General features: G+C 34.7%; 10 protein-coding genes. 1 reads left to right on the top strand and 9 read right to left on the bottom strand.

Going from position 1 to position 15,540, the window contains the following annotated elements; all coding sequences use genetic code 11:
- Positions 1 to 164: 164 nt before the first annotated feature.
- Positions 165 to 689 (top strand): ExbD/TolR family protein, encoded by a 525-nt coding sequence (locus tag ABEG11_RS13720; protein WP_348824735.1) that lies wholly within the window; start codon positions 165 to 167, stop codon positions 687 to 689.
- A 101-nt stretch (positions 690 to 790) separates the two neighbouring features.
- On the opposite strand, the gene ABEG11_RS13715 is transcribed toward ABEG11_RS13720, so the two are convergent.
- The 9 genes from ABEG11_RS13715 to porQ form a co-directional block, all read right to left on the bottom strand.
- Complete coding sequence (locus ABEG11_RS13715) at positions 791 to 3,022, bottom strand: OmpA family protein (RefSeq protein ID WP_348824734.1); 2,232 nt, start codon at positions 3,020 to 3,022, stop codon at positions 791 to 793.
- Between the two features lie 90 nt (positions 3,023 to 3,112).
- A complete protein-coding gene (locus ABEG11_RS13710) occupies positions 3,113 to 4,051 on the bottom strand; it encodes a PorP/SprF family type IX secretion system membrane protein (RefSeq protein ID WP_348824733.1) in 939 nt (312 codons plus the stop codon).
- A 28-nt stretch (positions 4,052 to 4,079) separates the two neighbouring features.
- Positions 4,080 to 7,895 (bottom strand): T9SS type B sorting domain-containing protein, encoded by a 3,816-nt coding sequence (locus tag ABEG11_RS13705; RefSeq protein ID WP_348824732.1) that lies wholly within the window; start codon positions 7,893 to 7,895, stop codon positions 4,080 to 4,082.
- 210 nt (positions 7,896 to 8,105) lie between these two features.
- Positions 8,106 to 9,884 (bottom strand): 30S ribosomal protein S1, encoded by a 1,779-nt coding sequence (gene rpsA, locus ABEG11_RS13700; protein WP_348824731.1) that lies wholly within the window; start codon positions 9,882 to 9,884, stop codon positions 8,106 to 8,108.
- 342 nt (positions 9,885 to 10,226) lie between these two features.
- Complete coding sequence (locus ABEG11_RS13695; protein WP_348824730.1) at positions 10,227 to 10,808, bottom strand: Crp/Fnr family transcriptional regulator; 582 nt, start codon at positions 10,806 to 10,808, stop codon at positions 10,227 to 10,229.
- 1 nt (position 10,809) lies between these two features.
- Positions 10,810 to 11,838 carry an SDR family oxidoreductase gene (locus tag ABEG11_RS13690; protein ID WP_348824729.1) on the bottom strand — a complete coding sequence of 343 codons (1,029 nt, stop codon included), beginning with the start codon at positions 11,836 to 11,838 and terminating at the stop codon, positions 10,810 to 10,812.
- Positions 11,839 to 12,130: 292 nt separating this feature from the next.
- Entirely contained in the window at positions 12,131 to 13,393 is a 1,263-nt protein-coding gene (locus ABEG11_RS13685; protein ID WP_348824728.1) for a nucleoside permease, read from the bottom strand.
- Positions 13,394 to 13,688: 295 nt separating this feature from the next.
- Positions 13,689 to 14,378 (bottom strand): (d)CMP kinase, encoded by a 690-nt coding sequence (gene cmk / locus ABEG11_RS13680; protein ID WP_348824727.1) that lies wholly within the window; start codon positions 14,376 to 14,378, stop codon positions 13,689 to 13,691.
- A 36-nt stretch (positions 14,379 to 14,414) separates the two neighbouring features.
- Entirely contained in the window at positions 14,415 to 15,437 is a 1,023-nt protein-coding gene (gene porQ, locus ABEG11_RS13675; protein WP_348824726.1) for a type IX secretion system protein PorQ, read from the bottom strand.
- Positions 15,438 to 15,540: the final 103 nt, after the last annotated feature.

The raw sequence follows: 15,540 nt of genomic DNA, 5'->3' as shown, positions 1-15,540 counted from the left end.
TACAGTTAGAAATATAACTCCCAATTCTGGCTTTTAAAGAATCGGGAGTTTTTTTTATTCGTTAGTTTTAATTTGTTATCGTTATCTGAATTAATTAACAAAAAAGTATTAAATTTAAATCAAGGAAAGCTAAATACTTCACTGATTCTAAAAACTATCAGATTATGGAAGTCAATAGAAAAATTAGAAGTAAAAAATTAAGTACAAGAGTAGATTTAACCGCTATGGTCAGTGTTTCTTTTCTACTGATTATATTTTTTATGGTATCAATTGAATTACGAAAACCAAATTCTTTAGATTATCCAACATATGCAAATGAATGTGGTGATACATTCGGTTGTAACAATCCTGATGAGAATCGTACAATGACAGTACTTTTAGGTGAAAATAATAAAATCGTTACTTATTGCGGATTAATTAGTTTTCCAATTGGTTATCCCAAAGAAATAGATTATAGTAAAACTGGTATTAGAAAAGAGTTATTGGAGCGTAATAAATTAGTTTTGCAGTATTCTGCAAATCGTGGCAGACCGGGATTAGGAGTTAAGCTTATTATTAAACCAAGTAAAAAATGTAACTACGGAAATTTAGTTAGCATTCTTGATGAGATGAAGATTTGTAGTATCGATTCGTATTCTATTGTAGATTATTATACTCCGGAAGAAACAAAATTACTTGCAATGAAATAATTAATGTTTTTATGCATTATTCCATGATGAGCTGATCTTCAGACAAAAGAAATCCTAATTCAACGAATTAGGATTTCTTTTGCTTATGAATATGTATTTTTTTATAGATTCTTAATTACAAACTCACTTCGTCTGTTTAACTCGTGCTGTTCTTCATCGCATGAATCTTCAGGAATGCATTTTACGATTGGAACAGATTCTCCATAACCTTTTGCCTGTATTCTGTTTTTAGGAATTCCCTGCTCCAGAATATAATTTCTTGTTGCATCAGCTCTTTTTTGGGAAAGATCTGCATTGAATTTTGCGTTGCCACGATTATCAGTATGCGAACCAATTTCGACCACCATTTCTGGATATTTATTCATTAATTCAACCACACGATTCAGAATTTTTTTGGACTCTTTTCGGATGTACCACATATTGTAATCAAAATAAATGGGATCGGTTTTTATGATTAATCGGTCTTTATCTCTTACAACATCTTTTTCTGCAGCAACTATCGCAGCTGTTTTTTCTTTTTTCTTAACTTCGGCTAATTCTTTTTGTTTTTTATCAGCTTCCAGTTTATCTTTTTTCAATTGCTGTGCGAGAGCAATATCTGCCAGCCTTTTGGATTCAAGCGCAATTGCGTCCTCTTTTTTCTTCTGTTTTAAAGCATTTTCATCTGCAATTTTTTGTTCTTTAAGTGCAATGGCATCTGCTTTTCTTTTTTGTTCGAGTGCCGCTAATTCGGCAGCTTTTAATTTATCAGCAGCTAACTGCTCTTCTTTCTTGATAATTTCCTGAGATCTGATTTCCATAGAACCATCATTTGATCTATTTCTGACATTAGAAATAACTAATGATTTTGAATTTTCAGTATAGTTTTCTTTACTGGCATGTACAGAATATTCAGATTCGCACGCCACTGAAAAACTGAATTTTCCATCTACGGCAGTTGTTGTTTTTCCAATCTCCTGATTAGCTGTGTTTTTCAAGATTACAGTGGCGTTTTCGAGTGCTAAATGCGAATCCGTATCGGTAATGGTTCCCGCTATGTATTGCTTGCAATCTTCAATAAGCAGTTCTTTGGTTTCTTTCAGCGAATAAATATCATCTTTCCCTTTTCCGGCGGGCCTATCCGAAGAAAAATAACCCTCTTTAGTATCAGAATCTATATAAAAAGCGAAATCATCATAACCAGAATTTACTGGAAGTCCTACATTCAATGCTTTAGAATAAGTATTATTATGAATATCCGAAACAAAAATATCGAGGGCACCATAGCTTTCGCGTCCATTTGAAGAAAAATACAATTGATTATCCTTAGATACAAAAGGAAACTGTTCTCTTTTTGAGGTATTTATATTCTCTCCTAAATTTTTTGGCAAACCATAAGTCAAACCATCTACTGAAACACTGAAAATATCAAAAGACCCCATCGTACCTGGCATATCAGAAGCAAAGTATAATGTTTTTTCATCAGGACTCAAAGCGGGATGCTCTACTGAATATTCAGCGCTATTGAACGGCAATGACACTACATTTGTCCATTTATCATTAAGCAATTCTGCTCTAAAAATCTGAATATTGGAAATCTTATTGGTATCCTTGCCCCTCTTGCCATTGTTATAATTGTTTCTAGTAAAATACATTGTTTTGCCGTCTTTTGTAAAAATGGCATTCGATTCATGCATAGGTGATTTTAATTCTTTCGAAAAATAAGTCACAATAGAATCTTTCGCATATATATTTCTCAATGGAATGCATACTAAATTCAGATAACCTTCATTATTCCATTTATAAGTTTTATCGAATAAATGAGGTTTCTTTTTAACCGAAGCAAATACTAAATTATCACCAAGCACTACTCCTCCAAATTCTGAATTTCCGGTATTAATAGCTAAATTTTTAATTTCAAACCTTTCTCCAATTGCATTTACATTATCTAATGATTTGATTTCAAGATCTAATTTTTCAACCGCTTTACTATCATTTGAAGACTTATAGTAATTTTGCAGCACTGTATTAGCCTCAGTATATTTTCCTTTTGCTTTTAATGTCTGAGCATATTTAAAATAAAAATCTTCATCGAGATCTTTGCTTCTGCTTTGCATTAAAAGCGAATATTGAGCATGAGCCTTATCATATTGATTTGTGTAATAATAACAGTCACCTAAATTTTTAATTATTGCTGCACTTTGATTTTTGAGACTGATTTTTTCATACAATGGAATAGCTTCGCTATAATACGTTTTGTCAAACAGACGATTTGCCCTTTGCAGATCCTGTTGCTGGGCTTGTGCAAATTGAACTGCAAATACAATGATAATTATAATATATATTCTTTTCATGCGGAATTAATATTTGATTTTTTAAAGGAACATTGTATCTATTCTAAATTATCTTTTGGAATTTGAATCATGTCGATTTCATTTTCATTTTTAGAAGAATCTAGGTGATTTATTATATCCTTTACCCAATAAATCCAAATTATACAACAGCACTATCTCATGTGAACCCGAATTAAACTGGCTTAAATTAGAAATAGTATAATCATAGGAATAACCAACTCTTAAATTTGGAGCCACATTTACATTCATGAGAACGCTTACTGCATCTCCAAACCGGTAAGCAGCTCCAAGTTCGAATTTTTCATTATAAAGTACATTTGCAGTTAAGTCTACAGAAACCGGTGCTCCTTCAACAAATATTGCCATAGCGGCAGGTTTTAATTTAAAAGATTCATTAATATCAAAAACATAACCTCCTGTCAAATAACCATGGGCTCTATGAGTACCAAAAGAATTAATCTGGCTGCCAGATGATCCAGAATGTTCTGATGAAAGAATATTAGGAACAGATAATCCTATATAATAATTATCACTAAAATAATATGCTCCTGCACCTATATCAGGCACAGTTTCATTTGTGTTTTCAGCAAATGCCAAATCGGTAGAAACATCACCGCTATTTAATTCAAAACCATTAAAATTTGTACTTATTGCTGTGAATCCAGCTTTTACTCCAAAAGAAAGTCTCTGGGTTTGATTCAGCTGAAGAACATAGGCAAAATCAGCAGACATACTGGTTACTTTTTTTGCTCCATCCCCAATATCATCTGAAACTAATGAAAAACCCGTTTCTATCTTATCATTAATAGGAGTATGAGCAAATAAGGTCAATGTTTTTGGAGCGCCTTCAATGCCTGCCCATTGATAACGGTACAATGTTCCTAAATTGAGAATCGCAGGCGATGCTGTCGCATAAGCTGGATTAACCACACTCATATTGCTCATATACTGAGTAAAATGTGGCTCTTGCTGAGCTTTTGCCTTTAATATAGAAAGGAAAAAAAACACAAAAAGTATTAATTTCTTCATTTGAAATAATTTAGTAGTAAAAAAAGGATTATCGGTTTAAATAAAGCTGTCCTTGTCTTGGTGAATAGTTGTCTTTATTATAATTGATAATGTAAAAATACACACCTGTTGCCGCATCACCATTTATAAAGCTTGAGCTGGAATTTTTTCCGTCCCAATCTGGCCTGTTGATATTTCCTTTGAACATTATATTTCCATATCTATTGAATATTTCAATAGTGAAATTTGGAAACAGATATTCTATATCCAATATTTTAAATGTATCATTAACACCGTCTCCATTTGGCGAAAAGCCATCAGGAATTTTTAAGCCGTCTGGGGTTACATTACAGGAAAACAATGTTACGGCAGCCTGTAATGGTTCTGAAATACATTTAGTTACTGGATTATAATCGACTCCATAATAAACACCTCCTTCAGTAAGCAATGTATTATTTGGCAACGGAGAAACGCTGTTTGGGGTATCATACCACGTTAAATCGCCTGTATGAATAGTGTTGCTGGATAAATTCTGGATGGTAGGCTTGTCAGCTCCACAGAAATTTTCGCCTTCCGCTTTTAAAGCTGGTATTGCAACGCTGTTTATAGCAACGCTTATAGCAGTCGCATTGGATTCGCATCCTGTTATTTGATTTACTTCTTTCAAAAAATAATTTCCAGCTATCAACGGTGTATTTGGCTGCAAGGGTACTGATGAACTTTCTGAATCAAACCATTTATATTGTATGCCGTTTGGAACCAAATCAGCTACTATTGCTCCACTTTCTTTACAAAACTCTTGATTGCCTGCAACAGGACTGCTTTGCATTGGCAGAATATCAAAATTTTGAGAAACGGAATTAATTATTGTAAAACAGCCTGTTGAAGAGTTTATTAAATTCGTAAGCGACAAAGTATTTGTACCGCTGTTGCGCAACGAATTTCCTGGTATCAAAAAATTTGCGTTTCCGCCTATAACTTCTAGTGCAATTGTCTCGCTTATAATTGTATTTACCCCAGACACAGAATAGCTTAATATGGCATCAGATAAATTGCCTAGGCCAGAAACTGCAACATTCAGCGGCTGATTAGGACAACCATCATTAATACTTAACGTAATAGAGGAAACATTTGGCGGATCATTTACCGTAAAATCAGTTTTATGATCTATAAATATTGGACAGCCGTTTTCAGTATTGGTAATGTTTGTCATATTAAATGTGGTCAGACCCGAGTTAGGCAAAACAGATGCCGGGATTACAAAATTCGTTTGACCAGACACAACATTCAATGAAGTTGTCTGCATGCTGACAATATTAGCACCTGACAGTGAAAAATTGATATTTATAGTATTCAGGGATCCTAAACCTGTTATTGCTACGGTTGCAGGCTGTCCTAAACAAACATTATTGATAATTACTGCCATATTGGAAATATCCGGTAACGGATTGGTTGTAAATGATCTGCTTAAATTAACTGTATTCGTGCAATTAGTTACAGAATTTGTGATGTTTGTAATAGAAACAGTTGTTGAACCTGCATTGGGAGCTAATGCTGCAGGAATTCGGAATACACCAATTCCACTGGTTACATTAAGTTCAGCCAAAATTCCAACACCTGTATTATCACCGCTTAAATCATATAGGATATTATATTTTCCATCAGTAAGATTTGAACTTCCTCCCAATAAAACAGTGACATTATAGGATTGACAAGTTGTTGCAATTGATAATCTGGCAGTATCAATTTGCGGTGTCTGATTTATTGTCACATTCACCATCTTAAAACCTGATTCACATCCAGTTGCAGGATTAATCTGTTTTACAAAATAATCCCCTGTAAGCAATGGTGCTGTATTTACTAATGGGACAGAACTTGCATCAGAATCGTACCATTTATATTGACTCCCTTGTGGGATTAAATCTGCAACAGTTGCATTTTCTGAAGTACAGAATGACTGATCAGCTGCCACAGGAATTGCTGGAGGTGGAATAACTGTAAAATCATCACTCTTGTTATTTATGGCAAATGTACAGCCAGTAATAGTATTGGTAATATTCGTGATGGAGAGTTTAGTCAATCCTGTATTAGGCAAATCACTTGCAGGAACTATAAAGGTCCCATTGCCAGATGAAGCTGTTAAAGAAACGGTTTTTCCTCCAACATTATTGCTTCCCGATAAATTGTAAGTTACTTCAATAGAAGTCAATAACCCTAAACCACTTAGATTTACATTAGCAGGCTGACTCTGACATATATCATTAATTGCAATTGCCAAGTTATTTATATCTAATGCAGGATTAATAATAAAATCACTTTTAAGAGTGGATGCATTACTGCAATTGGTGACCAAATTCGTAATTTTTACAATAGAAATTGTAGTAGTTCCTGTTTTAGAAATATAAAAAGATGGAATACTAAAGGAAGACAATCCTCCTGCTACATTCATCGTTGCGGGTATGCCATTTAGAATATTACTCCCGCTTAAATTATAAATAATATCGTAATTTCCATCAGAAAGATTGGAAGTCCCCGAAAAATTTACCAAAGCATCTGAACCTTGGCAGACTGGATCGATAGTAAGAACTGCATTGTCTATTTTTGGACTTGGAAAAATGTGCAATATATCTTGAATTGTACCAACAATACTCGAACAAAATACCGGACTGGAAACTAATGTAACATTATTTACTCTTATGGTATAATCTTTAACTTGAGTAAAATTTGATGAATCAATAGGGAAAAGCAAAACTCCATTACTAAAATTTTGAATAGTAGTAAACGATCCTACACCAGCAATTGAATAATTCACTCTATAATTCCCGTTTGCAATTGTTTTGGCTCCCTGTGTCAAAATCCCCGTGTAGGTTGTTGTGGGCATTTCATTCTCGCAGACTCCATCCGGATTTACAGATAATGTGGCTCCCGTAAAATCCAGCTGCTCTCCTATTGAAATAAACACATTTGATGACTGATCGGCACACACTCTATCATCTTTTGGCGGACTTACGGTATAAGTAAAACGGTAAACTCCAGGTCCTTTTGTATTGTAAATATTTTGAATATCAATTGTTGAGTCAGTTGGGCTGTTTAACTCAGAAGTGCCTGATTCCGACCATACTCCATCCGCATCGGCACCACTCAGCCTGCTGAATAAATCTAAATTAGTGTATGCGCCAAGCTGATTTGAGCATAATTGCAAATTACTGGCAGTACCTGGCTCTGGAGAACGATAAATAGACACAGATACTTGAGCAGATGTTTCGGCACAGGCTCCAATGGCATTAATAGTATATTTATAACTATATGTATTATAGGGAACAGGTACAGATGCGTTTAATACTCCTGTTGCAGTATTTAGCCCTCCTGAATTATCAAGGTCACTCCAAGTACCGCCGCTTTGTGGTGCTAAAACGGGTATTCCTTGAAAAACCTGAAATAAGCTATATGATTTATCTGAACTACAGATTGAATTGTTAGGCCCTGCAATTCCAGCATACCCGCCAATTGTCACTTCTATTACAGACGTATTGTCAAGACATCCTGCTGCTCCATCAATTTTATAAGTATAGTGATAGATTCCGCTCTTAAATACCTGTTGTGCATTTAAAATACCTGTAACTGCGTCCAGCCCACCCGAATTATCGTCATCACTCCAAGTACCTCCTGCAGTATGAATACCTAATAATGCATTTAAATCAATAGTTTTGCTGCTGACATTAGTAATATCACTGCTGCACAAAGTTAGCTGGTTGTCAGTACCCGCACATTGGGCATTAATATCAAAAGAAAAAACAACAAAAAATAATAACGTTAAATAAGTAGGCAATGCAAATTTGGAGATGAAAAGTAATTTTCGAACCATAAAATGTATTTTGTTTTTATCAAAAATAAACATTTTCCGAATTGTAATTGCAGTTTTATTCTTTTTAATTGAGTAAAAATGCTTTAGTGATAAATAATAATTATTTTAATAAAAAAAGTCTTACTATTAAAAAGCTTTTTTACTAAAAAAAGATATTCATAAAAAAGCCCCGCAAATTGCGAGGCTCTCTATATTCAAAAAATCTAAGAATTATTTTTTCTCTGATTTTTCCATTTTAGCTTTCAATGCAGCCAATACATCATTGTTATCTCCTAGAGTTGCAGCTGGTGCATTTGTAGTAGATGCAGAAGAAGTATTTTCAGCAGCAGCTTTCACGTTTTTCTCTTCTTCTTCACGGAAGATAGCAGTGTGAGAAGCAACTACTCTTTTGAATTCTTTGTTGAATTCGATTACTTTGAAATCAGCAGTATCGCCTTTTTTCAATTTCTTTCCGTCTTCTTTTTCAAGGTGACGAGTTGGAATGAAAGCAACGATATCATCTCCGAATTCTACAGTAGCTCCTTTGTCAACGATTTCAGAAATTTCACCGTTGTGGATAGTTCCTACAGCGAAAGAATCTTCGTATTGATCCCAAGGATTAGCAGTAGTCTGTTTGTGACCTAAAGACAATTTACGTCCTTCAACATCTAACTCTAATACAACTACATCAAGTTTTTCACCAACATTTACAAATTCAGATGGGTGTTTGATTTTCTTAGTCCAAGAAAGGTCAGAGATGTAGATTAATCCATCGATTCCTTCTTCTAATTCTACGAAAATTCCAAAGTTTGTAAAGTTTCTAACGATACCAGTGTGTTTAGAACCTACAGGGTATTTAGCAGTGATATCAGTCCAAGGGTCTTGAGTCAATTGTTTGATACCTAATGACATCTTACGGTCATCTCTATCAAGTGTCAAGATAACTGCTTCAACAGTATCTCCAACTTTTACGAAATCCTGAGCAGAACGCAAGTGAGTTGACCATGACATTTCAGAAACGTGGATTAAACCTTCAACACCTTCAGCAACTTCGATAAATGCACCGTAATCAGCGATTACAACTACTTTACCGTTCACTTTGTCTCCAATTGCCAAATCAGCATTAAGAGCATCCCATGGGTGAGCGTTTAATTGTTTCAATCCTAATTGAATTCTTGTTTTCTCATCATCGAAATCAAGGATTACAACGTTTAATTTTTGGTCTAACTCAAGAACTTCACTTGGATGGTTGATTCTTGACCAAGAAAGGTCAGTAATGTGGATCAATCCGTCAACACCACCTAAGTCAATGAATACACCGTATGAAGTGATGTTTTTAACAACACCTTCCAATACTTGTCCTTTTTGTAATTGACCGATAATTTCTTTTTTCTGTACTTCGATGTCAGCTTCAATAAGCGCTTTATGAGATACGACAACGTTTTTGAATTCGTGGTTGATTTTTACCACTTTGAATTCCATCATTTTGTTTACATATACATCGTAATCCCTAATTGGCTTAACGTCAATTTGAGATCCTGGTAAGAATGCTTCAATTCCGAAAACATCAACGATCATACCACCTTTAGTTCTGCATTTTACAAAACCATTAACGATTTCTCCTGTTTCGTTTGCAGCAATAACTCTATCCCATGATTTGATAGTACGTGCTTTTCTGTGTGATAATACTAACTGACCTGTTTTGTCCTCACGGATGTCAATTAATACTTCAACTTTGTCACCTACTTTTAAGTTTGGGTTGTAACGGAATTCGTTTAATGAAATAACACCTTCCGATTTTGCGTTGATATCAACGATAACGTCTCTATCTGTAATTCTCACAACTACTCCTTCTACTACTTCTTCCTGATCTGTAGCGATAAAAGTTTTTGATACTAGTTCTTCGAATTCCAACAAGTTTTTCTCATCTACTGCATCGATACCTTCTTCAAAGTTATGCCAGTTGAAATTTGCTAAAAACTCTTCTTGTGATTTTAATTGTTCAGACATGCTGATTAAAAAATTTGTATTCTGTTTTTTCTCGAGTTTCTCCATGCGAAAGAAAAATACAGAAGTTGTTTTACTTTAATTATTTGATACCTAAAGGAAACTCTTATCCGTCAAAAGGTCTGCAAAATTAATTCTTTTTTCTGAACTGACAAAACAAAACACACATGATTATCAGTCAATTGTTTTAGGAGCAGGAAAATTTGCTTTTTATAGGAAGTTTACTCCCGCTATCCGCTACAATCTTGTTTGCCGAACCCCGGCAAACAAGGATTTTCGCTACCATCGGGGCTATTTCTGAAGTTTAGTATTTTACAAGAGTTATACCTTGATTTATAAGTATAACTAGCTATTTCCTTTTACAAGTTCCTTTCGTAACCGGCTTAGCGACTGTGGTGTGATTTTCAAATAGGAAGCTATATACTGCTGCGGAACTTGTTGTGCCAATAAAGGATAACGCCTGATAAATTCGAGATATTTTGTTTTGGCATCGCCAAAATTCAGGAAATCATTGTCTTTGATTTTGTTCAGTAAAGCAGTTTCAGTCAGGCTTTTTATAAAAATGAACAGATTGGGAATCTCGTCACACAGTTTTTCCAGAACCGATTTGGAGATAGTATACGTTTCACAATCTACCATTGCCTGAAAAGCGTCTGTAGAAGGTTTTGCAGTATAATAACTTTCTAAATCGACAAAAAACTGATTCTCCCTTACAAAATATTTTGTCACTTCATTCCCGTTTTCGTCAGCCGAATACACCCTTACGATTCCGTTTTCGATAAAAGCAATTTCATTGGAAATTTTATGAAATTCCTGAAAATGTTCTCCCGATTTCAAGGTTCTGCTTTTGTAATGCGAGACAATGTAACCGATATCTTCTGCTGAAAGAATACCGCCAAAACCCAATACCGATTTTAATTTTTCCATTTTATGTTACTATTCCGTTTTCAAAAACACTTTCTGCACATGCCAGTACCGCTGCTTTTGATGATAAGGGCTGCCATTGCAGTTCTTTTTGCGCTTTGCTGATTTCCGTTTTTCTTTTTATACCCAATTCAATTAAGATTGGTTTTAGTGATTTTTCAAAGATAGAAAATAATCGTGCGGCAAAATTGGGAAGTTCTGTTGTGGCGATTTTTTTATTTGGATATTGTTCTTTCAATATTGCAGCCACTTCCTTGAATGTCATATAACCCGAAGAAGCAATGTATCTGTTCCCTGCTGCCTTTGGTGTTTCCATAGCCTTGATTAGCAAATCAGCAACCGAACGGACATCGATAATGTCAAATCCGATTTTGGGCAGTGCTGGAGAACTTCCATCTAATATTTTAATAACAATATTGGCCGAAGTACCAAAATCATTTTCTAAAACAGGTCCTAAAATAGCTCCGGGACAAACGGTTACTAATTCTAATTTAGATTTATCCTGTCGGATGAATTCCCAGGCCGCTTTTTCGGCAACCGCTTTACTTTTAAAATATGGCGTAGTGTCTTTACTATTTGTTACATCTGTCCAATCGCTTTCGTCAAAGACTTTGTCAAGCTCTTCTTTTGATTTTCCATAAACAATGGCTGCAATTGACGAAACCATAACTACCCGCTTTACATTATTGGCACTTGCTGCTTTCAATACATTTAGTGTGCCTTGTTTTGCAGGAACAATTAAGTCATTTTCGTGTTTGGGCAGTTCTCTTGGAAAAGGCGATGCAATGTGATGCACGCAGTCAATGTTTTTGGTCAATTCAAACCAAATGGCGCTATCGTTCAGGTTCGCTACAGCAAAAGTGAGCTTGTCAATATTTGTTGTTTTTCTGCTTATGATTTCCCGAATGGAATTTATTCGGTCTCCATTTTGCAGTGTTCCAACAACCTCATAGCCACTGTTTAAAAGCTGAATGGCTGTATGTGAACCTAAAAATCCAGTTATGCCCGTAAGTAAAATTCTTTTGTTATTCATCGTTTTTTGTTTTTTTTACAAAGGACAAAAACAATAAACAAAATGTAATTACCATTTGGTAAGAAATGGATTGGCAGGTACATTTTTATTTAACAGATTGAATAAAGTTCAGTCTTATAAAAACGAATCATAGCAAATGGCTCTTGAGTATGAAGTGAGAGTTTCGTAGGAACGTAATATGTTGTAGCGACAGATTTTAATCCGCTGTACGTTTAAATAATTTTTAAAATTCTAACAAAAAAAAACAAACCCGACAAATTTCAAAAACTTGTCGGGTTTGTCTATGTTATTTTTAGTGGCTCACATTTTTCAATTCCTTCGGATCGTGTTTGTATTTGAATAAAAAGGCAAACAAAATCAAAATCACAAAGGCGTATCCAGCGAATGAAAACCAAACTTCCGGCCATTGTACTTTATTTTCAGTTGTAAAATAACTCACCGTTCTTCCGGCAAATTCGCCTCCTAAAATCGCTCCAATTCCGTTTGTCATCAGCATAAATAACCCTTGGGCGCTCGATCTGATTTTGCTGTCTGTTTCTCTTTCTACAAATAAAGAACCAGAGATATTGAAGAAATCAAAAGCCATTCCGTACACAATCATTGACAAAATAAGGAAAATAACTCCTGAACCTGGATTCCCAATTCCAAATAATGCAAAACGCAATACCCAGGCAAGCATACTAAACATCATTACTTGTTTTATACCAAATCGTTTCAAGAAAAACGGAATCGTCAAAATGAATAAAGTCTCTGAAATTTGGGACAATGAAATGATAAAAACAGAATGATCAACTCCAAAAGTACCTTGATATTCAGGGTAAGAACCAAAATCCCTGATAAAAGTATCGGCAAACATATTTGTTACTTGCAAAGCAGCTCCTAAAAGCATAGCAAAAACAAAGAATATTGCCATCTTTTTCTGTCTGAACAATACAAAACTGTCTAGCCCAAATTTGCTTGATAATGATTGATTAGTATTTTTATTTTCAGCTGGAACATCTGGCATGGTGAAAGAAAACAAACCAGTAGCAATCATAGCTGCCGAAGCAAAAATAAATTGATTTGTATTCGATTTCCAGTCAGTCAAATCTACTATCCACATCGCTATTATGAATCCAACTGTACCCCAGACACGTATTGGAGTAAACGCCTTTTGTACATCAAATTGAAATTTATTTAAAACCGCATAACTTACTGAATTATTCAGCGCAATTGTTGGCATATAAAAACAGCAGGTTGCAAAAATTACCCAATACATTTCAGTAGAACTAGAGGCTTTAGTAGCAAAGAAAATTGAAATTCCTGCTGCGATGTGCGCAAACCCTAAAACCTTTTGGGCACTAAAATATTTATCTGCAATTATCCCAAGCAGAGCTGGCATGAATAAACTCGCCCATCCCATGGAACCATACGTTCTTCCGATAGACAAACCAACACTGCCGCCTTCAATCGGGCCAAAAACCTGCCCCATATAACCGCCTAGGGAAATTAACCATATTCCCCAAACGAAAAATTGAAGAAAATTCATAATTGTCAGTCGTAATTTTATATCCATAAGATGATTTGTTTTTTTTATTTGTAGATTTTGAGACGTGTAAATCTAACATTAAAATTGATATTACCAAAAAAAATACTTGACAATACATGTTTTTTTTTAACACATAAGTCATATAAGATTATGTAAGGTTAAAACCAAATTGAGCTCGATTTAAGAAGTCCGCATAAGCATTAAATCCTAACAAAAGTGTTTTTCATATTTCTTTAATATTCTATAAAAAATAAGCCTTTAAAATAAACTTCACTTTATTTTAAAGACTCAAAACTTATATGACTTACATGTTTAAAAAAAACTAAGAATTTATAACTTCATTTACCAATTCTAAAACAACTTCAAACTGTTCTTTTCGATCCAGATAAGAATTATCAACTTCTATCGCATCTTCGGCAATTACCAAAGGAGAATCTTCCCGGTGTGTATCAACATAATCGCGGTCTACTACATTTTTTAAAACTTCTTCATAGGAAACAGTGTCTCCTTTTGCCTGCAGTTCGTCAAAACGTCTCTGCGCACGGGTATCGGCTCCTGCCGTCATGAATATTTTAAGTTCGGCATTGGGGAAAACAACGGTTCCAATGTCTCTACCATCCATGACAATTCCTTTTGCCGCACCCATTTCCTGCTGCTGTTCTACTAATTTTGACCGCACTTCCGAAATTGCAGCAACAGCACTGACAAAATTGGAAACCTCCAAAGTCCTTATCTCTGTTTCCACATTAACATCGTTCAAATACATTTCTGCAAAACCCAATTCAGCATTGAATTTAAAACTCAATTTTATAGAAGGCAAGCTATTTATTAATTTTTCTTTATCCAGAAATTCAATTCCTATACAATTATTCTGCATTGCAAATAAAGTGACCGCACGGTACATTGCACCAGTATCCACGTACACATACCCCAAATGTTTTGCCAATTGTTTTGCCAATGTACTTTTTCCTGTAGATGAAAATCCATCTATCGCTATAGTGATTTTTTTCATGTCTATGTTCTGATATCTATATTCTTTTTTCTAAAATCATTCTCCAAAATTAATCATCAATCCTAACAAACTTGTATTGCCTGCCAGGGTATATTTAGAGTAGGAATAATTTAATTTTAATTTATTCAGCTTAAGCCCGAAACCCAATGAAAGTCCTGAAAAATTGCGCTGATCCTGTATCTGCAGCTCTTGACCTCTTCTAAAATTATATCCTAGCCTGATATTGAAGGCTCTCTTTGGAAAAAGTTCCGCACCCAAAATCATGTGCCGAAGTGCATTGTTAAAAAAAGACACTTTTTCCTCGGTAACGGTTCCATCAAATGAAGTTTCTGCATTGTTAGGATTTGAAAAAGACAAATCCCATTGCTGCAGATTCTCTACAGTTAAATGCCAGCGTAAAGGGACATTCTCAAGCTCTTGAGAAACTCCTGCAATAATTTCAAAAGGCAGCTGTTCTCTAGCCCCATCATAAGTAGTAAATTGCGTTCCAATATTCATCAAGGTTACAGCCCAGTTCACATCGTTTTCTTCGTCAATATAGACCATCCCTAAATCTACAGCGCCTCCAAATGAGTTATAGCTTTCTAATCTTGACTGTATTAGTTTTGCGTTAGCTCCCAAATGTATATCGGTATATGGGATATTATAAGCGTAACCGAGGGAAAGGGCTATTTCGCTTCCAGTAAATGAATTTGTAGGCAATCCGTTTTCATCATATCCATCAAATTTTCCGTAATTGATATAATTGATACCAGCTTGAAAAGTCTGCAAGTGATGATCATAAGTGTAGGCATATGATGCGGTTCCATAAGTAACTTCTTGGTAATAATTTCCGTAGTTTAGGGACAAGCGATTATGCATGTCGCTATTAATAGAGGCAGGATTAAAAAGTGCCTGATTGACATCTTCATCATAAATAGTAATAGTTTTCCCTCCTAATGCGGCTTGTCTTGGTGAAGTAATCAAATTTAAAAACTCATATGTATACTTCCCTCCTATTTGTCCATATGAAATAGAACAAATTAAGAACGAATAATAAAACATAAGTTTTTTGGACATACAATTTTGCAAAGGTAAAGTTTGAAATACCAAGCACCAAACTTACAAAAATAACAGCTAAAATGTATAAAAAACAAATTCCAAATTCCAATTGTTCTGAAAT

This window comes from Flavobacterium aestuarii, from assembly GCF_040049115.1.
GTDB classification, from domain to species: domain Bacteria; phylum Bacteroidota; class Bacteroidia; order Flavobacteriales; family Flavobacteriaceae; genus Flavobacterium; species Flavobacterium aestuarii.
This window is presented reverse-complemented; position numbering and strand designations above follow the sequence as displayed.